Genomic DNA, 21,041 nt, shown 5'->3' with positions numbered 1-21,041 from the left:
AAGATTTACTAAAACGGGAGGAAAGATTTAGTAAATCTTCCTTCGAGTTTTAGTAAATCCTCCCTGAACATTATTTATGGTTGGTTTCATTGTATTGAAAAAAGAAAGTACGTATATTTGTGCGACTTATCGGAAGTGTATGAACGCAATGAAAAATTATACTTATCATCTTGTCGCCGTCCTTACGGTAGGTATTTGGGGGCTGACCTTTATTTCAACGAAAGTATTGATTGGGCACGGTCTTTCTCCGCAGGAAATATTCTTGCTTCGTTTCCTGATAGCTTATATGGGCATTTGGCTTATTTCTCCCCGAAAACTGTTTGCCGACAATTGGAAAGATGAATTTTGGATGTTTTTAGGAGGCATAACAGGCGGTTCATTCTACTTTTTTACGGAAAATACAGCTTTGGAGATTACATTGGCGACGAATGTGTCGTTTATTGTCTGTACGGCTCCGTTACTCACCACCATTCTTTCTTTGTGGGTTTATAAAAAGGAAAAGGCTACCCGTGGATTGATGGCTGGTTCTTTGCTGGCATTGGTTGGTGTGGCATTGGTGGTTTATAATGGTAGTTTTGTATTGAAGATTTCTCCTTTAGGTGATTTCCTTACTTTGCTTGCAGCTTTTTCCTGGGCATTCTATAGTTTGATAATGAGAAAAATGTCCAATCGTTACAGCATAATTTTTATTACCCGTAAGATATTTTTTTATGGGGTATTGACCATTCTTCCTGCATTTCTGGTTCATCCCTGGCAGTTCGACATTACCAGGCTTTTAGAACCGGCTATTCTGTTCAATCTACTTTTCCTTGGTGTGTTGGCTTCCTTAATCTGCTTTGTAGTCTGGAACGTAGTGTTGAAACAGCTCGGTACAATAAGGGCTTCTAACTATATTTACTTGAATCCTCTCTTCACCCTGGTAGGTTCTGCTTTTCTGTTGGGAGAACGGCTGACGATGGTTGCTCTGATGGGAGCTGCGCTGATATTGGGAGGAGTTTATTGGGCGGGAAAGAAGTAATGGGAAAAATAGTCCTTTGAAATTCTTGTAAATCGCAGATTTTTTATAAATGGCAATTGAAAATAAATGAGTGATTACAAGAATCTCAAAAGAACTATGTTTTCTTATTTATTAGGAATAATACACTAATAATCAACAGTACATAAATAATAAAAAAATCCAATTTGATTATTATTCATAATGATATTAGTGATTTTATTATGGTTTGTCTAAATAATAGAAAGCAACTGAGGAATAATCAACGGGATATGTATTTCCTGTCATACCATGTTCTATTCCCATATAAAATTCTTTTTCAAAGGAAAGCTTGTCTGTTGTATAAAAGCGAAATCCTCCGGTACGTGCTGCTTGTAAATGATAATCCAAACAACCATGAATCGGTAGGCTTTTGGCGCAATTCCATTTTCCCGGCAGGTCATACCATCCTCCGTTGTAGTAATCTTCGGAACCGGTGCCATGAATTCGCATTTTTCCATCTACATAAGTGGAATCGTCTCCTTCAAAAAATACCATATTATTTGGATACAGTCCTTGGGCATTATGAATTGTTCCTACATAATGTCCTCTTCCTTTAACTGAAAGAAAATCATAGCATTCTCCTTGTTTTGGATTGATTTCACGATGCCAAAAAGTATATAATTTACCTTCATCTTGTTTATTTCTTGCTTCTGTATTATAGTATACTTTTGTGGTAATAAAAAGATTTTCTCCTTCACCTGCACGATACTGTAACTTCATTTCAGCTGTACTGTCAAACGGACAGGGTAAGAAACTATAGTGTCTACCCGATTTACTGCCTATCATCATTCCGTTCATTGACGGTTTGCCGGCAGAATATCCGAAAAAATCTTGCAATGGAATATGTATGGCCGGATTCTCCTCTTTGTCCCAAATAGCATTGATTGATATATTATTATGTAAATATTGTTTGCTATTTATTTCGAAACCTAGTATACGTCCTGGTACATTTGTGTGGAAGAATACTTTTTCTTCACCTGGAGCTAAAGAGAAAGAAAGCTCTTCTACTTGATAGGTTTTGGACTTTCCCATTGCAAAGGTGACAATATCAGGAGTCGCGAAAGTTTGCCATATTTGGCAAACTTTCTTTAATGTATTCTTTGCTTCTGGGAATAAATCAGTAGAAAAGCTTTCAATCTTATATTCAGGCATATTTCGATATTGAATCTGATAAAATTTCATCAAAGGACCGTTCAATACTATTTTGCATGATTTTCTGTACGGTATGGGAAGATAACAATAAAAACCACCGACCCCTTCTCCACAAATTGGTTCTATAAACGGATATTGCCTATTGGAAAACAAATCTTGAAAACATATTTTCAGACTGGCATTTTTTTCTCCGTCAAAATAAAACTCCAGAGAATCATTAGTAGGGGTGGGAGTCCATATTCTATTGATGATACCTGGTCCCTTTAAATCTGCAATAACCAGCTTGTTATTTTCTTTCCGGATATAGGAATAAGTACCATTGAAACCGTCGTCATTTCCTCCAGTCTTGTCATAACTGGATATTTGTTCCACTATGCAGTTGGAACGGAATTCAGGCAATAAATCCAGACGGGAAAGGGCTTCCAATTCAGATGAATAATTAAAGCTTTTCTTTGCAATAGGGGTACAGGAAAGGAATATGTATACAATTACTCCTCCCCAAATAATAAAACGGCCATTTAATGATTTTAGCATAGCTGAATTTTATAAAGTCATTAATAAACAATTTAATACCCCGGATTCTGTACCAGTACTCCTTGGCTCAAGTCTATTTCAGATTGAGGGATAGGCAACAGTTCGTGCTTTCCTTCAACAAAAGTTCTCGGACCGTCGGGGCCATTGTCATTTGCATATACTGTTTTTGCCAGTTTCCATCTGATTAAATCGTAGTGTCTGAGTCCTTCTGTTGCAAATTCACACCGTCTTTCATGAATAATGTCTTCCATTGTACAGTTGGATATATCAGCCAAACCAACGCGGCGTCTTACTTCATTGATCAGACCGTCAATTTCCGCATTGCTGCTCCCTTGTTGTTTCAGTAGAGCTTCTGCTTTCATCAAATAAATATCGGACATTCTTACGATACAATAATGAAGATTACACAATCCGGCATGATGGTTGGGGTCAATGTATTTGTTGCAACAATATCCGGTCATAGTATCACCGGCAGGAAATGTATATACAGCTCCATCCATATTGAAAGATTCTCCGCAAGTAACTACAGTTGCTCTTAAACGGGGATCTCTTTGAATAAATTCTTTTTGCCAGTTTACTATTTCTCCATTGTCGGTAAATACATACTTACAGTTTTCCGCATCTTCTTTTTGGAATTTGATTTTACGTCTTGGACTGCCGTCGAGATATTCAAATTCATCAACGAGAGATTGTTCCGGATGAAAGAAGTTCCAGCCACCAAAGGCATGAGGATAAAAATAAAGATTGAATGGCCAGGCGGGACTGTCTGCCATCATCATCATTTTTACAGCAAATAGAACTTCTTTTTCATTTCTTTTTTCTACTAAAAAATTATCGCCATAGTTATCCATCAAACTATACAAATCTTTGTGTTCAAAAATCTTATTAGCAGTATTGACAACTTCCTGATATTTTTCTTCATATAGATAGAAGCGGCATAGAAGTCCCCATGCAGAAGCTTTAGTAGGTTTGCCTAAATCAGCTTCGGGCCATGAAAGTGGTAGAAGCTCTGCTGCTTTTTCCAGATCTCTTTCTATAAATTCATAAGTTTCAGCATGTGTGGCTCTTGGTTTGTTATATTCACTGATTGGTAGGTTTTCGTCATAAAGAGGTAGTCCTCCATGTATCAGCATTAATCTTGAATAATGGAAAGCTCGCATAAAATAAGCTTGTCCTAATATTTCGTTTTTCTTTTGTTCACTGATAGACATAGAAGGAACATTTCTCAAAACATCATTAGCTCTTTTTATTCCTTCAAACTTTAATTTCCATCCACGTCCGAAGAGTTCTCCTTGTTCAGGATTAGCATTGAATGTTTCGAGCTGGGCATCGTCTCCCCAGTCTCCGGCACGATATAAATCATCACTTTGTACATCCCATACCGGTTCGGTATGTCCTGCAAAATAATATTCGTCCATCAAAGGGCCGTATACTCCAATGATTGCTTTTTCTGCATCATCTTCAGTTTGCCAGAATAAATCTTCACTGATAGTAACTGCTGGAGTAGAGTCTAATATATTGTCACATCCTGTAAATGTCATTCCAAGGAATGCGTATATTATATAAATTTTTCTTTTCATAATTACATAAATTTAGAATACGAGATTTACGCCAAATGAATAGGATTTGGATTGGGGATATTGTCCTCTGTCTACATTACTTTCCAAATCGGCACCTATTGTATCTATACCCAGTTCAGGATCATAGCCCGAATAAGAAGTAATGGTAAATAGATTCTGTGCTGAAACATAGAAACGTATCTTTTCCAAACCAATCTTGCGAGTCAACACTTTGGGAATAGTATATCCTAATGAAATATTTTTCATTCTTAGGTATGAACCGTTTTCCAGATAGTAATCCGAAGGCCTTTTATTATTATTAGGATCCATCCAGGTAGCACGTGGTACTGTTGCATTTACATTGTCCGGAGTCCATCTGTCCATAATTTCGGAGAAGTAATTGTATTTTAGTCCTGTAAAGCCAAAAGTGTAGCGGATAGCATTCCATATCTGTGTTCCCTGAACACCCTGCATGAATACATTCAGATCAAAGTTTTTATATTCTAAATCAAGATTCAGACCATAACAGAAATTAGGAACAGCATCTCCTAAATTGATTCTGTCATCAGAGTCTAATACTCCGTCGTTATTGGTATCTGCATATCTGAAATCACCGGGTTTAGCCAATGGTTGATACAGTTCTCCCTTTGAATTAGTATATGCTTTTACTTCTTCTTCGGATTTAAAGATGCCATTGGTTTTATATCCATAGAAATATCCGATAGGATGACCTACGTCTGTTCGGGTAATTGAGTAGGCATCTCTGAATTTAGGACCATAAATAGGCTGGGCATCGTTTCCCAATGAAGTGACTTTGTTTTTATAAGATGAAATATTGAAAGAAACGTCGTATGAGAAATCTCTTATTTGGTCTCTGTATGTAATTGTCGCTTCGAAACCTTTGTTGTGTACGGTTGCACCATTTATCAACTGGTTACCTATACTTCCATATGCTCCCAAAGCAGGTGGATTAATCAGAATGTCTTTTGTACGCTTATCATAATAATCCAACGTCAGCAGTAACTTGTTTTTGAATAGAGCTGCATCAATTCCTACGTTTGCTTGGGTGGTTGTTTCCCATTTCAGATCGGGATTGGCCATTACACCCGCATAATAACCTTGGTATAGGGTTTGAGTACCTGGACCGAAAGTATATCTTCCATCTGGAAGTGAGGTGGTATAGGTAGCCATGTAGGCATAAGATGCTACGGATTGATTACCTAAACTACCATAGCTGACCCTCAATTTTAAATCATTAAGCCATGAAATATGATTCATGAATTTTTCTTGAGTCATTCTCCATGCAGCAGAGAAAGAGGGGAAATATCCCCATCGGTTTCCTTTGGCAAATTTAGAGGAACCGTCTGCTCTCATATTCAATGAAACAATATATTTGTCGGCATACGAATAGTTCAATCTCAGTAATCCGGAGACCAATCCGTCTTCACCATATCCGCCATAGCATACCGGGTTAAGGGTTCCTGCATTCAGATATTGGAAAGTGGGGTATTCAAAATCAAAACCACTCTTAGAAGCAGAAAGGTCTTCACCCGTATTTTTCATGGCTGAAAAACCCATCATAGCATTAATTTTATGCTGTTGAAAGCTCTTGTCATAATATAGGAATCCTTCCCCAATCCAACCTATATTCATGGCTCTGAACATAGTTAATCCATTCACGAGATTAGGTTTCCCTGGTTCTGGCTCTTTTACACTGAAGGTTTTTGTGTCATTATCAATAACTTTCAAAGAGCCGCTGATTTTGGCAGAAAATCCCGGTAATATCTCATATTGTAGGTAAGCATTTCCTTCCAATTGAAAAAATCTGTTTCTTTGGGTATTTCTTTCGAATATTCCTACTGGATTTCTTAAGTCGCCATAATTTGAAGAGAATACACCATGATAAGTTCCATCTTCGTTATATATCGGAACATCAGGATGATAAGCCAGCGTTTGAATCATTGCCCCTACATTATCTCCACGAGTATCGACTCCTCTTCTTTGCTTGAAACTCAAATTGATACTTTCACCAAATTTGAATTTCTTGCCTAATTTATAATCCGAATTGATTCTTAGTGTGTATCTTTTGTTATAGGTATTCCTTAAAATACCATCATTGTCTTGAGCAGTAAAACCTAAATTGTAGTTATTGTTTTCTCCACCTCCAGTCAATGATACATTATAACTTTGCATGGAGGCTGTCCTGAATACTTCGTCTTGCCAATCAGTTACATCTTTCATGGCAGAAGGGTTTGCGAATTCTTCCAATTTTGGAGTATTGTCATTATCGCTAGCTTCGTTGTATATTGTAGCTAATTGTGAAGCTGACAACATATCCAGTTTTTTTGAACGTGTCGAGAAACCATAATATGCATCAAACTTTACAGTAGGTCTCATTCCGCTTCTACCTCTTTTGGTTTTGATAAGTACGACTCCACTTGCAGCTCTTGAACCGTAGATAGCTGCTGCCGAAGCATCTTTAAGAACTGTCATTGTTTCGATATCAGAAGGATTGACTGATTCCAAGTCTGCACCAATAATATCATCAATGACAATCAAAGGGTTATTGTCATTCAAGGTTCCTGTACCTCTGATTCGGATAGAAGTTGTAGGGTTTGGACCTCCTCCATTTTGTTGGACATATACACCTGCTAAACGACCTCCAAGTGCGGATACAAGATTGGGTGAGGCTACATCTTCCAGTTTGTCTACTCCTACATTGACAATGGCTCCTGATAAGTCGGATTTCTTTTGCTGTCCATAGCCAATAACTACTACTTCTTCAATTTTCATCAAATCTTCTTTTAAAAATACATTGATAGTCTGTTTTCCAGTTATATCCAATGTTTGTGAGATATATCCTAAAAAAGAAAAAGTGAGTGATTTTCCTTTTTCCGGTACATTGATGGAGTATTTTCCATCTGTGTTGGTTATTGTACCAGCATTGGTTCCGTCCGCCATAATAGTGACTCCAGGCATTGGATTACCTTCCATATCTTTGACAGAGCCTTGTATGGCTTTTTGTTGTGCCCATAATGGGATTTCCATTATGAGACAAATAGCAAATAATATTATTGCTGAATATTTGCTTTGGCATGTTGGTTTCATAATAAGTGAATATAAAAGTGTTTGAAATTACTTGTATTCTTTTACTTAAGTTCGGGAATATCGATTTCCAGTTGACAATTATCTGTTATAAACATATTTGTGAATTTGATTTTGTCATCTAAACGTACCTTAAATTCGGTATAATCGGATCCTAAAATGGATATAGTCTTGTTATCCAATTGTAGATAAAAACTTAATGTAGATTTATTACTTATTTCCATAATAGCTTCATTTCCTTTCACTGGCTTTATTTTGTAGGAGAGACAAGCTTTCATGAGTGCTTTTAAATTATTTTCCGACCCAATTAGCATATCACCGAATTTAACGACAGAACGATGGGCAAACAGAGCTTCCTTTATTCCTTCTATAGAACGTTCACGGGCAAATACAATTGTCATAGGACCATATTGCCTGTCTGTTCGATAGGTTTGATTGTAAACGCCATGGATATCGGTATTTCCCATATAGGTCAAGTTATAATCCTTGCAAAAATTGAAAGCTATAGGATAAAACTCAAATCCGTTCACTAATTCTATTCCATGTATCTTTTTTTGCTTTATCAGCTCTTGATGCACTTTGTAGATTGTACTAGTATCATTGGGCCATCCGGGGTGATTCCACATGATGAAGGCTCCTTGTTCTAAAGCATTGTCTATGGCAATCAGCGGATCTTCTATATCCAAAGCATTGGCATCCTTCAGAAATAGTGCATTGAGGTGTCCAAGAGGTTTGTTTCTGGTTATTTCCGCTCCCGGTATCACTATTATATTGGCATTTTTCTCTACTCCTTTGGCTATTTTGTATGATTCGTTGTGATCGGCTTTGATGAATGAATTGTGTGGACGGTATTCTATGTGCTCAGTAATGGCTATTGCATCCAGTCCACGTCTGTTCCCTTCCCATACACGTTCTTCAGGCATGATTGTACCATCTGAGAAAATAGTGTGTGTATGAAAATCACACTTCAGCGTTTTGTATCCTTCTATGTCAGGGATATGAATGTTTTCATTTATGTAAGGTTGCTGTGAATTTGCTACCTTTACTACATCCAAGCCCTTGTATTGAGCAAAAGTAGAGGTTGTGCAGCTTATTAGGAGGGCTGCAATCAGATATGTATTTTTCATTTTTCTTTTATTAATCTGGTTATTAGTCACCCCAGGCATTATTATTCTTGGTCTTTTTCCAAGCTTGACGCATTTGGTGAATATGCCAGAAGTTAATTAAAGGTTTCAACTTACGTTCAGCTTTATTGGGGATAGCAGGTATAGGATAGGATTTGTCCTGATACCAATAAGCAACGGTTGCAATGTCTAAATCCATATCGTTGGATGTTCCATGTTCAATGGTTGCTTTCAGAGATTTTTCAAAGAATACCGGATCGGTGATAAAAAAGCGGTATACATGAGTGCGTCCTAACCATCCGGTTTCACCGTTTACGCGTGGATAGCCGAAGAAAGGACTTTGGAAAGGTTCTTTGGGACACCAGGAAGTATTGAAAAAATCTTCAGTTCCAGTTCCTACCATTGAAGGAATTTTCTCTCCGTCAATGAACCACATATCATCACCCTCGCCATACCAAGCCGTAGAGGGATTTTGTACATAATAGTTCAATCCTATAAAGTGCCCTTTTCCTTTAATGTCTGCAAAGACATAGTTTTCTTTTCCGTCAATGTTTGCTATTTCACCTCCAGTTTTAGGGTCTTTTACTGGATTGGTAATTTCACGATTATACCATGCGTGAAAACGTCCTACATCTTTAGGCAACTTATCTACTTCATAATAGTCTACATAGAAAAAAATATTATCAACTACGTTATCGGCTTGATTTTCTATTTCAATGCGGGCACCTTTTTCAAAAGGCATCATGAAATAAGTAGACATACCTGTTCCATTAGCTGGTCCGGTAGATAGTGCATAAGAGCTAAAATTGTAGTTTTCGTCCCATCCTTGTCCGAAAAACGGACCTATTGGTGATTCCACCGAAGGATAACTATTTCCATCCCAATATATTCTCAGAATAATATCATTACGGTTTACCAAATGAGGAGGAGGGGCTATGGTGAACCATATATGATTGATGATTCCAGCTCCTTGAATATCACAGATTACGACTTTTTCGTTGGGTTTGATTCCTACAATACGGTCACCATTATAGCCGTTCTTATCGTAACTGCTAATCCGTTTGGAACGGTAGCCGTTTTTCATTTTTGTCAGATTATACAGTTCTCCGTCGATTTGTTGGGGAAATGCAGATAAGAAGGGGATACATAATAGCAATAGTAATAGACTATGTTTCATATTTCTACTTTTTACTGTGTGTTTACAGATAGGTAATTTCTGTAAGGAGATGTGCCACTTTTGACACATCTCCCTTGGATATCAATGAGTGATTGATTTATTTCCAACCGGGATTTTGTTCCAGTTGTGGATTCAATAGTATCTGTCTGGTCGGCAATGGGAATAGGTAATGTTTGTTCGGGTCAAACTTTCTATCTGATGCTTTTTCCAGAACGATAACCCCTTCTTCGTCTACTTCATATCCGATGTTATCCCAACGTCCGTCGGTTTCGTATTCGGTTCCTTTGTATTTGATACCTCTTAATGGTTGATTGAGTTCAACTTCTGCAGTTTTCCAACGTCTCAAGTCGTCAAGTCGGTAACCTTCCAGACTCAGTTCAATGGTTCTTTCACGGCGAATTTCCTCTTTCATGTTCAATCCGTTGGCAGTAACAAAAGTGTTGGTAAGATGAGGCATGCCAACCCGATCTCTCAGTTTATTAATACTGATGTCTAAGTCTGAATCAGAAATATTGCCATTCTTTTCGAACAAAGCTTCAGCATAAATCAATAGTACTTCTGTATAACGGATAATTGGCCAGTCGCATCCCAATGGGAAACTAACCTCTGCTTCCAATTTTACATTTCTATAACCGGTTTGAGTCCAAAAACCAAAATCTACATTATATACAATACCTCTATTTGGATCGTCGGGGTTACTCCAATCAGGATTATACATTGGTTGTGAGAATAACCAAAAACGTTCACCTGGTTTTACGAAGAAGATGTCCATACGAGGGTCACGGTCTTCATATTCCGATGTTATTTTCTGATAACCTTTGAATACAGAATTCGGATGGGTGATAGGTAATCCGTTTTTGTCCAAATACATATCTGCCAACTTTTTTGTCGGGCATAGTGTACCGGAGTGTTCATAACGTGGAGACTCTCTGAGATCTTCATCATAACGCTGTGCTAAAATGGTTTCTTTATTATCAGCTTTTGTCAGACCGGCAGGATTCGATTTTATTTTAGAGAGTGTAAAGAAGTACTTGTAAGACCAATCTCCCAATTCAGCTCTATGGTCCCACAGCTCATATTCATTACTGTTGATTACATTTTTAGCAGCTGAAATAGCATCATCCAAAAAGGCATCTGCTCCTTGTAGTCCATGATATTTTCTCCATGTTCCTTCAAAGAGTGAGAACCGAGCTTTCATTGCTTCGGCAGCTCCTTTGGATATGCGACCTTTGTCGTCTGCTGATATAGCTGATTCAAGTGGCAGTTCAGGAATTGCTTCATCAAGATTCTTTTTAATGAAGGCTGCAATTGTTTCTCTGCTGTCACGCGGTCCGTATAGCAGGTCTTTGTCTTCCAATGTAAGTGTTTTTTCAATCAAAGGCACTCCACCAAACCGCTTTAGCAGATTGAAGTATTGATAAGCTCGGAAGAATTTCATTTCGGCTTCATAAACTTTGATGTCATTCTTCAATTCATCTGGTGCGGTTGCACATCTTTCAAGTCCATAGTTAATATAACGTATGGCAGAATAAGCCCCGTCCCAGGTTCCATCGGTAGTTCCCGCTATATATGAACTATTACTTACATTATTGAAACCTGTTGGTTTGGTTATGTCAGACATATCATCATCTGCATTGAAGGTGGGCAAACCGTAATAGAATTGGTTTGCATAACGTTTAAAGTCTTCTGCACTCGCAAAATATACTGGTTCAGAAATAACATCTTGCGAGTATAAGTCTAAATCTTTTTCACATGAAGCTGTAGCGCCTAATAGAAGTAAACAGCATCCTGCCAGTATGTATTTATGTGTTTTCATATCATCTGTCTTTTTTAAAATTGTACATTCACACCTATAGAATAAGTTCTGGAGAAAGGTATCAGATTCTCTGTATAGGGGGCTTCCGGATCAAATCCATTTGGTAGGTTGTCCCATTCAAGTAGATTCATCCCCGTTGCGTAAACTCTCAATTTTTCAACACCAATTTTCTTTGTAAGTGTTGTCGGGAATGTATAACCAATCTGTACTTCCTTCAAACGTAAATATCTGTTATTGAAAAATTTATAGGGTGCATCCGACCATTGATAGTTATATCCGTGGATACCACCATCTTGTGTCAAACGAGGATATTCTGCATTCGGACGATCGGGACTCCATGTGTTGTGATAGAAATATTGGGATGACTGTTTCCAAACTTCACCACCACCGGCATAAGTTCCGTTGATACAATCCCATTTACCTACACCTTGCAAAAATGCACTTACATCGATTCCTTTCCAGTCTAATCCTAAATTTATACCATACAAGTATCTTTGATTATTTGTACCTTTGTATACAATATCGCCAGAGTTAGGATCACCTTCCTTATATAATGTCGGTTCCAAAACACCATCTCCGTCTTTGTCTACATATTTTGCATCACCTACTCTCAGATTTGTAGGAACTCCACCTTTCATCTTAGTTTTATAATCTGCAAGATCTGCTTCGTCTTTAATGAAACCGTCAAATTCGTAAATAAAGAATGAATTGGTCGGATACCCTTCCACAAAGCCCATCAGTCCATGACCCGGATTTCGGGAATCACTTAAAGAAATGACTTTTGTCTTGTTGTCACTTAGGTTAAGTCCTATTCTATAACCTACCTTACCGATTTTATCTTTCCAGTTCAGTGTAAGTTCCCAACCGTTGGTTCTAACGTGAGCTCCATTGATAGAAGGGGCACTTGTACCTAATATTGTAGGAAATTCTTCGGCATAGAACATATTCTTATTGTCTTTGATGAAGTAGTCGAAAGTACCACTCAGTCGGTTATTCAGTGTTGCAAAATCAATTCCGGCATTATAAGTTTCGATAGTTTCCCATGTTCTGTCGACTGCCGGCATAGCTCCCAAAGATGCATTTGGTACTTTTAGCGGATTATTTGAATTACCGAATGGGTATGTTCCTCCAATATTGATATATTGATAATGGTCGTATAATCCGATACCGGCCTGATTACCCAATTGGCCCCAAGAAAGTCTGAGTTTCAAGTGATTTAGATAATTTCTAGCTGGAGTAAAGAAATTCTCATTGGAAATGATCCATGAGCCTGATACTCCCCAGAAATCTTCCCATTTGTGACCTTTGGCAAATTTGGAAGAACCGTCATTACGATATGTGGCTTCTACAAAAATGCGGTTGTCCCAATTATAGCTTAGACGTCCGAAGATGGAGGTAATGGCCCAGGCATTGTTATACTCTCCATTATATTGCTGTTCTGAATCTCCCAAGCCTAATACTGGTAGTTCATCAGTAATTAAGTCATAACGGTAGGCATTGAATCCTCTGGCATCAAGTTCCTCATGAGAAGCACCGAACATAGCATTGAACATATGTTGGTCTGTAATCCTGAAATCATAGTTTGCATGCAAGGAAGTAACGATATGTTCATTTCTGTTATAGAGAGATTCTGTTTTTGTTTTTCCGCTATACCAATAATCTATAACATCATAGTTCAAAGAACCGTCCCAGTGGTAGGTCTGGTGTCTTTTGCGATAATATTTCTCATCACTGATGTCATAGTTCAATGACATATCCCCCGTAATAGTTAAGTTTTTAAGAGGGGTGATGTCAAAACCCAATTGGGTATAGTAAGAATAATAGGTTTTCCATCGGTTACCAGTATGTTCTGCAAATGCAATAGGATTACCAAAGCCACCGGAACCATAGTATTGACCCTGAGGGTTAAAGGTAGGTTGGCAGTTCCAGGTCCAGTATGTCAACCAAGCCAATTGGTTAATGTCATAAGGTTCTGTTACTTTTTTACGGCCTACATATACATTAGAACGTAATTTAATGTACTTGTTCAAATTGTATTCATATTTAAACCGTCCCCAATACTTCTTGTTGTTGTGTTCTCCATAGTTGAACATAGATCCTTGATCCAGATAACCGATAGAAGCATAGTAGTTGGATTTTTCTGAACCACCGGAAATTGACAAATTGTGGGAATGATCAAAAGCTGTTCCGTACATTTCCTTCCACCAGTCGTGCCAACCCAATACTAAATCAGGAGTGTCACCAAACGGTCCTTTAACGACTTCCGGATTCTTGGAATAAATGTCTGCAGTGTTTACATAAGGAAGTAAATGAGTGAAGAAGTGATTGGAAATGCCATCGTTGGCATATAGTTCACCCATCATTTCGATGTGTTGCAATACATTTACCTTTTGAGGAACACTGGCAGGTGTATTAAAGTTAAAGTTGCCCGTATAGCTTATGGTTGGTTTCTCTGTTTTGCCTTTTTTGGTAGTCACCAATAGAACACCGCCGGCAGCACGTGCACCGTAAATGGCAGCTTGTGCATCTTTTAAGATTGTGATATTTTCAATGTCCTGCGGATTAATCTTGTTCAGCGCATTTGCATTGTTGTCACTGTATGGAATACCATCTACAACGACTAAAATACCTGGATCAGAACGGGAAGTTACTCCTCGTAACCGGATATCATAACCTTCTTCACCGACTTTACCCTGGTTTGTTCTTCTGATTTCCATACCAGGAACAACACCTTGTAAAAGTTCTGCAGTGTTGGTTAATGGCTTATTAGTCAGTTTGTCGGCATTCACTAAGTCTACTGCACCGGTTGTTGTAGCCCTGGTTTTTGTTCCATACCCGATTGCTACAACTTCTTGGAGCATTACGGCATCTTCTTTCAATTTTATGTTTAGAACTGTTTTTCCTCCTACTTCTACTTTTTCAGATTTCATTCCGATAAAGGAGAAAATTAGATTTTTTCCACTTGGGACTGCAATTTCATATTTACCGTCCATGTCTGAAATAGTTCCGGTAGTTGTTCCTTCTACCATTACTGAAACACCTGGCATAGGATTACCTTCTAAGTCCTCAACTACACCATGTACTACTTTTTGCTGTGCCCATAATGGGGTGCCCATTATAAAGCAGATTGCGAGCAGGAATGTCGCTAGAAATCTGTTTTTACATGCTGATTTCATAATTAATTGATTTAATGTAACAAAAAAAGATATTGTATTTATTAGGGCTATGTGTCTCAAAATAACATCTTTACTAAGATGTTATTTTGAGAACGCATGCCATTTTTTTATTCAAAATCTATTTGTAGTTTGTCATTAGCGCATATTTGCAGTCCATTCAATGAAACTTCTGTATAGCCGTTTGTATTGGTGAGACTGGCAGGAATTACTTTACCGTTCACAGATGCTTTTACTATGTTGGCATTCATCCCTTCAGGTAAAGTTACCTGTAGTTTGTCAAGATATAAACGCCCATACTTCACTTCTATACTATTGGTCTGTTTTCCATTTTTCCGGATTTGTGAGATATTTCCCCAACCTTCGGCAGCATTGAAAAATCCAATTATGTCATTCTTTTCAATCTTAGGATCAAATCCGATAATTCCCTTTGGACCATCATACCAATACCCTTGTACAGCTTGTAACACTCCGTAAGATGCCATGGCACGTGCATAGTGGTCGCCACATTCTATTTCGTTCCATGGGTTATGTTTCTTGCCATCATAGCGTGAATGGATACCTTTTACGATAGCCAAACCTTCATCAATCATGTTACGTTTAATCATTTCAGTAGCAACTTGATATTCAATACCAGTCCACACCTCATCACGATATCTAACACCATCTTCACCCGGGTGCTTGCTGTATGGCCAGGTACAAATAAATAATCCGGGTTCTCCAGCGTGTGCGTAATATCTTTCAGGAAGATGAGCCTCACTTTGGGCTTTTACGTCATTGGTCCAGTTGAACTTCCAGATGGACTGTAATGCCTTGTTGATAGCTTCTGTCGGATAAATATCACCTAAGCGATAGAGAGAAGCCCATGTTTGTCCAAAAAGTTGGTCACTTAAGCAACCCTTTCCGTATTGGTATTTAGGGTATTCTTTCTCATCTACGTCTTGGAAGAAATATTCACCGTTCCATAAACGATCCATTGTGTTTTCGTTACCTGCTGTATATATTTTCTTGTAATAATTAGCTGTGGTAGTGTCTTTCATAATATAAGCCATCTTTTCACCGGCCCTCAATGCTGCCAGGTAAAGTCCACCTACGTATGTGTTGGCACCGTTGAACGAAATGTCATAAGTATTTGGCTGTGTCTTGACAATCAGACCGTCTTCATTTCCGTCTTCCCGGATTATATACTGGATGGAACGTTTTATCTTATCCCAGTTTCTTGCCAGGAAGAAATTGTCTTTGGACATCAAATGTTCACGATACATGCGTAAGATAACACTTGCATGCCCGTCAATTAGAATACCGTGTTCTCCGTTTCGTGATAAAATACCTCCATCCTCTTGGAGAGATACACTATAATCAGTTCTTTCGCGCAAATTGCGTTCCAACTCTGGGAATAAAGCTGCCATTGCTTGTGCATAACCCCAGACATGTGTACAAGTTCCCTCACAAGAACCGACGCCTTCCCAAGCCCAAAACTTATCCGTAGCCCACCATTGGCAAGTTTCCGTTGCCAATGTGGAAATAGGCATCATGATACGTTGCACAAGCCAGTATGGTAAAGTGGTCTGATTGTAATATGTATCATGGAAATCATGTGTCTTTTTGGACAACTCTGCATAATTTTCACGTAGTTGGTTCGCTACATCTAAAGAGGAGTTATACCAGTTGGCGTACATATTACCGATAGCTGGGCTATTGGGAGGTAATGGCTTGTTCCACTCAGATCCTTTGTAACTCAGAGGACGGTTGGGGAAATACCAAGAAAGTACGAAGATAACTTCTTTGGATTCTCCCGGTTGTAGAGTCATGGATGAAGTCAATGCTCCATTCAATTTTTTACCGAGTTCTGCTTCTGCATATTCCAGATTATTTTCCGAGTCATCTGCTGTTCCGGTTGCATTGCCATCAAACACAGATAGAGCTAAGTTACCGAAGTAGGCGTGTGATTTGTCTATCGTGATGGTAGGGGCATCTACAGGAGAATTGGAGAATTCTATATTATCTACGCTAATATGTCCCCAGTCCCCATCAACAGCATCAACAATTTCCAAGTATGCTTTCTTTCCTTTGTATTCGGATACGTCCCAGTTGCGTGGGAGGAAATCTTCGTTATTATTACCGGTTGCAGACATTACTACTTTTCCATCAACGACCAGGTTTATACAAGTCTTTCCCGGATGGGCACCGCCTGCAATATTGAACGAAATATACTTATTCTTGATTGTAAATGTTCTGGAAGTCAGTTTACCGGTAGGTTTGTCGTAATCTGTATAAGAGTTTGCCAGGAAACTTCCATAGTTGCCGCCAAAATTATTTTGGTTACATTGTTCGCCAGAGGCAGGCTTTCTGCCGAAAGCAGTACCTTCTACCTTCCAGCGATTGTAATTTCCGGACTCAAAGTTATCGAATACTTCATATTTTCGGTTTTTACCGGCAATCTTGGCCGGAAGATTATCCACTCTCATGTCCATGTAGACAGATTTCCAGCCATTATTGTCAATAACCTTATTCTGCAACATTCCATCTGCACGCCCTTTCAAATCAATACATACCAGATTCTGCATCCATCCTTCCAGATCGGCGGTAACCTTTTTATCCGACGTATTCTTGACGGTATATTTCATTATTGTGGCTGGAGTGGCAGAACTTTTGGCATCCAGTGGAATGAATGGCGAATAGAATTCTGCAGAAACTCTGACAGGCAGTTCCTGCTTCTTTTGGGCATATTCAACAAAAGCGATAGGATATTCACCTATAAAGGAGATATCATCAAAATCCTTTTTATTCAGTTCTTTTGTTATGGCTTTATTACCATCGTTTACTGTAATTTTGAATCCTTGGTCAATATAGCTCATAGGCTCGAAGGTCTGGTAGCAAACCTTCCAAGGACCCAGTGGAGTGTCGAAGTTTAACAACCAGTCAATGCCGTAGCCAGTATTATAGGCATTGTTTGCAATCCACCAATTGGCCAGTGTACCATCTCCACGGACATACAATTGCCCGGCACAAATACCACCAACCGGCATACCGATGGTGGTGAGTTCATCACCTTTGTATACCTTTCTTTCACCTTTACTTTCCTTATCCCCTATGAATGATTTTATATCACCTTTGTCCAGCGAAACCTTGTGGTCAGGTGAAAATTGGGCAAAAGAGGGTAGAGAAAGCGACATTAGACACGATAGTGTCAAGAGTTTAATTCGTTTCATAAAATCTTTTTTAGTTGTTTAGAAATAACCTGAAAAACAATCTTCATTACCTTAATTACCTAATGTTAAGTATTTCTAATCAGTTTTGATATTCAAAGCTTGTCTGATTACCAGAAACGACACAAGACCTAACATCTACCTTACCAAAAACAACACTGATGACAGGCTTCCCTTTTTGTAGTTCAATTGTACCAAATCCTGTATTTGTGGACAGGAATGTTCTAAAACTGTCACCGATCTTAGAATCTATATATAATGTTTTGTCAACTGCGTCATAACGGACGCCGGTCAATGCCTGAAGTAAGCTGTAGCTTGACAATGCGCGTGCGTACCAGCCTCCACATTCGTATTCGTTGTACGGATTCCGCGCTTTGCCATTGTAGCGTTTGCGTACTGTGCGGACGATGTCAAGACCTTTCTCGACTTCACCCTCAAATATCAGGTGAGAGGCCACTTGGTATTCAATTCCGGTCCACACTTCATCACTGTAAACGAACGGAAGGCTCAGTTTACCCCCTTTTGGCCAAGTACACAATAATACACCGCCATCCTTGCCCAATCCGTAAGTGGGACGCTGGGGATTGGCATGATCGCTTAAATCCCGGCGTAGGTTGTATTTATAGATGGAGTTCAAATGGCTTTTTACCTTAGCCTTATCAATGGGTTCGTCCATACCGGCAACCAATGCCATCCAACAGCCTATAATACCGTCGGACAGACATCCTTTTCCGTATTGGTATTTAGGACCTTCTTTCAGGAGAATGGCACGCGCCTCTTCTGAATAGTCGCTGTTCCAGTTCTTTTCGGCTATGGCAATCGGGTCGGGAGATTTCAGACCTTGCCATTGGATATTTTGGATAAAGTATTCACCGTCATATAGTTTATTTTCCATATAGTCTTTGCTTTTTGCCAGCAGAGCTTCATATTGGGAAACGTCTTCATTCAAAGCTTTTCCTATTTTAATAAAGCTATGTAAAGCTCCGGTATAAAAGCTGGTGCACATGCCGTCTGCTCCCCAAAACTCTATGTCATAAGTATTGTGGTGAGGTTCTTCCAAAGCACCTACCCGACGGGGGTCCCACGTATTTATACAATAATCGAGACTTTGTTTTACATGTGGATACATCATTCTCAACCAGTCGGTATTCCCGCTGATTCTCCAATCACGATAGATTTTGATAATACCACCCAATTGTCCGTCTGCTGCTGCATGAAAGTCATGTTTTACAGCACGGATAGGAATATTTGTCCTGAACATTTGGTGGCCTTCCTTATTTTGGCTTATGAAAAATTCACTTTCACGCAATGTCCTTTCCATTGCAGGGAAAAGATGAGGAATGGCTTGTGCATAGTTCCATACATGTGTACAAGAACCATGGCAGGAGCCCCAGGTATCTCCACATCCTTCATAATTCCATAGGCGGCCATCGTGTTGGCGCATGACAGTCGGTGATTTCAGGATGGAGAGATTGGAGCTTACGGCATCAATAATTTCTGCTGGTAAAGTTGTATCATAGAATGTGTTGGTGAATAATTCTGTTTTATTCTTAAGATTGTCATATTGTGATGACCAGTATGTTGCTATCTCATCAATACTACTAAAACGTGTACTATACCAAGGACGATAATTCTGAGGAGTTTCTGTTTTTGTCACAGTAGGGCATTCTGATGATTTATCATTTTCGGTAACGGCATCAGCGCCAATGCGAATGTCAGAATCGGGAACATACCAGGCCATATGTAAGCGGATGGAATATGTATCACCTGCCTTTACTTTAAAGGGTACATATAAAGATGCTCCGGGAGCCTCTCCTTGCATAGGCGCATTTTCTACTATGTTTCCATCTGCTATAGCATTCCAGGCCATGGTCAGGGGGTCCCACCATCCACCACGAAACCAACAATGATTTACTTTTGTATTGTCTATATCTGTATAGATTGCAAAATCTCCTTTCAAGTGTTTATCTTTATCAGAAGCTGCTTGGGATAGAATAAAGCCGTTCTTAATTGACCGAATGGACTGTGGAGCACCGTTCATGGCCATAAAGTTACGTGTATTATAAGAGAAAATAGCTTCTATATCCCGATCTGATGTATTGGTAAAGGTATACTCAAGGGCTCCGACGGGTAAGCTGGAATTATCCTGGTCAGTCGGAATAAATGGACTCCATCCTTTTAGTTCTACATCTAGAGGGACATCCTTGTCCGATAAACGAACGGTTGCAAAAGGAAAGCGTGAACTGAAACTTACGTTTTCAAATCGGGGTAGTCCCCAGGAAGTGAGAGGGCCTCCCAAAGCTGATTCTGGACCACCAAACTTCTTGCGATCAGGGACAGGGCCTTCCAGAACTTTTGAGCCGTTTTCATAACCTTTCACATGTACGGCGGCAAACATACAAGGTTCATTGAAAATGTTGGGTTGATGCCTGACTGACATATTTGAAATGGCTCCGGTTCCTTCCAGACAAAACATACCAGCACCCATTCCACCAATAGGAAATGCTATGCGATTCAAATAGTCTCCTTTGTACTCTTTTATATACTCACTTTGTTGTTGTATTGCATTTGCCTTTTGATTCTGGCAAGAGCTAAGTGAGAATAAAGTAATAGCCCCTAAAGCTAAGATCTTTTTCATATTAGATATTTTTTAATTAAACTTTTATTTTACCATCTTGGAATTTCCAAACCGTCCTTGCTCGGCAAGGCCGGGAATTTGGCATGCGGCTCAGCCTGGTACCAGAAAGTGGTCGACGAGATATCCGACTTCTGGTTGTTGTAGCGTCCGTCATGACGCCATCCCAAATCCTGTATCGTGACCTTCAGGTCCTTGTCGAAGCGTACCGGGTCAAGGATATGCCAGCGGTACAGCCCGAAAGCGGTCACCGCACGGTACAGCCCGTCGGGACGGATTACCTGGTGCATGCCGGCATAAGGGGTGGTGAACTCCTGGTACTGGCGCGTCTTCTGGTTCTCGAAATTGTACGAACCGCAGAAGTAGTCCTCAGTCCCGGTCCCGCAGATAGTCGGGTATTCCCTGTCACCGTCCATGTAGAACTTGATTTCCCCCTCACCCCACCAGCAGTTGTCGTTTACACGCCACGCCAGGTAGGTACCCACGTACTGTCCCTTGCCCTTCACACCGTCAATCAGCGT

General features: G+C 39.4%; 11 protein-coding genes. 1 reads left to right on the top strand and 10 read right to left on the bottom strand.

Features of this window, described 5'->3' with window-relative positions:
- Positions 1-139: 139 nt before the first annotated feature.
- Positions 140-1,018 carry a DMT family transporter gene (locus tag DW039_RS15630; protein ID WP_120382120.1) on the top strand — a complete coding sequence of 293 codons (879 nt, stop codon included), beginning with the start codon at positions 140-142 and terminating at the stop codon, positions 1,016-1,018.
- Between the two features lie 198 nt (positions 1,019-1,216).
- On the opposite strand, the gene DW039_RS15625 is transcribed toward DW039_RS15630, so the two are convergent.
- The 10 genes from DW039_RS15625 to DW039_RS15580 all read right to left on the bottom strand — a co-directional run.
- Positions 1,217-2,722 (bottom strand): DUF2961 domain-containing protein, encoded by a 1,506-nt coding sequence (locus DW039_RS15625; protein WP_120382119.1) that lies wholly within the window; start codon positions 2,720-2,722, stop codon positions 1,217-1,219.
- Between the two features lie 32 nt (positions 2,723-2,754).
- Positions 2,755-4,302, bottom strand: a complete 1,548-nt coding sequence (locus DW039_RS15620; protein ID WP_022400625.1) for a RagB/SusD family nutrient uptake outer membrane protein — start codon at positions 4,300-4,302, stop codon at positions 2,755-2,757.
- Positions 4,303-4,314: 12 nt separating this feature from the next.
- Positions 4,315-7,389: a TonB-dependent receptor gene (locus tag DW039_RS15615; RefSeq protein ID WP_120382118.1), complete on the bottom strand. Its 3,075-nt coding sequence runs from the start codon at positions 7,387-7,389 to the stop codon at positions 4,315-4,317.
- A 41-nt stretch (positions 7,390-7,430) separates the two neighbouring features.
- Complete coding sequence (locus DW039_RS15610; RefSeq protein WP_022400627.1) at positions 7,431-8,513, bottom strand: PHP domain-containing protein; 1,083 nt, start codon at positions 8,511-8,513, stop codon at positions 7,431-7,433.
- Between the two features lie 22 nt (positions 8,514-8,535).
- Entirely contained in the window at positions 8,536-9,687 is a 1,152-nt protein-coding gene (locus DW039_RS15605; RefSeq protein WP_022400628.1) for a glycoside hydrolase family 172 protein, read from the bottom strand.
- A 97-nt stretch (positions 9,688-9,784) separates the two neighbouring features.
- Positions 9,785-11,503 (bottom strand): RagB/SusD family nutrient uptake outer membrane protein, encoded by a 1,719-nt coding sequence (locus DW039_RS15600; RefSeq protein WP_022400629.1) that lies wholly within the window; start codon positions 11,501-11,503, stop codon positions 9,785-9,787.
- A 14-nt stretch (positions 11,504-11,517) separates the two neighbouring features.
- Positions 11,518-14,679 (bottom strand): TonB-dependent receptor, encoded by a 3,162-nt coding sequence (locus tag DW039_RS15595; RefSeq protein ID WP_120382117.1) that lies wholly within the window; start codon positions 14,677-14,679, stop codon positions 11,518-11,520.
- 107 nt (positions 14,680-14,786) lie between these two features.
- Positions 14,787-17,888, bottom strand: a complete 3,102-nt coding sequence (locus tag DW039_RS15590; RefSeq protein WP_117879162.1) for a GH116 family glycosyl hydrolase — start codon at positions 17,886-17,888, stop codon at positions 14,787-14,789.
- Between the two features lie 79 nt (positions 17,889-17,967).
- Positions 17,968-20,523, bottom strand: a complete 2,556-nt coding sequence (locus DW039_RS15585; RefSeq protein WP_120382116.1) for a GH116 family glycosyl hydrolase — start codon at positions 20,521-20,523, stop codon at positions 17,968-17,970.
- Between the two features lie 29 nt (positions 20,524-20,552).
- A partial coding sequence (locus tag DW039_RS15580) for a glycoside hydrolase family 172 protein (RefSeq protein ID WP_133302542.1) occupies positions 20,553-21,041 on the bottom strand: 489 nt, incomplete at its 5' end.

The organism is Bacteroides sp. AF39-16AC, from assembly GCF_003602735.1.
GTDB classification, from domain to species: Bacteria; Bacteroidota; Bacteroidia; order Bacteroidales; family Bacteroidaceae; genus Bacteroides; species Bacteroides uniformis.
Note: the sequence above shows the minus strand (reverse complement) of the source record. Positions and strands in the feature narration are given on the sequence as shown.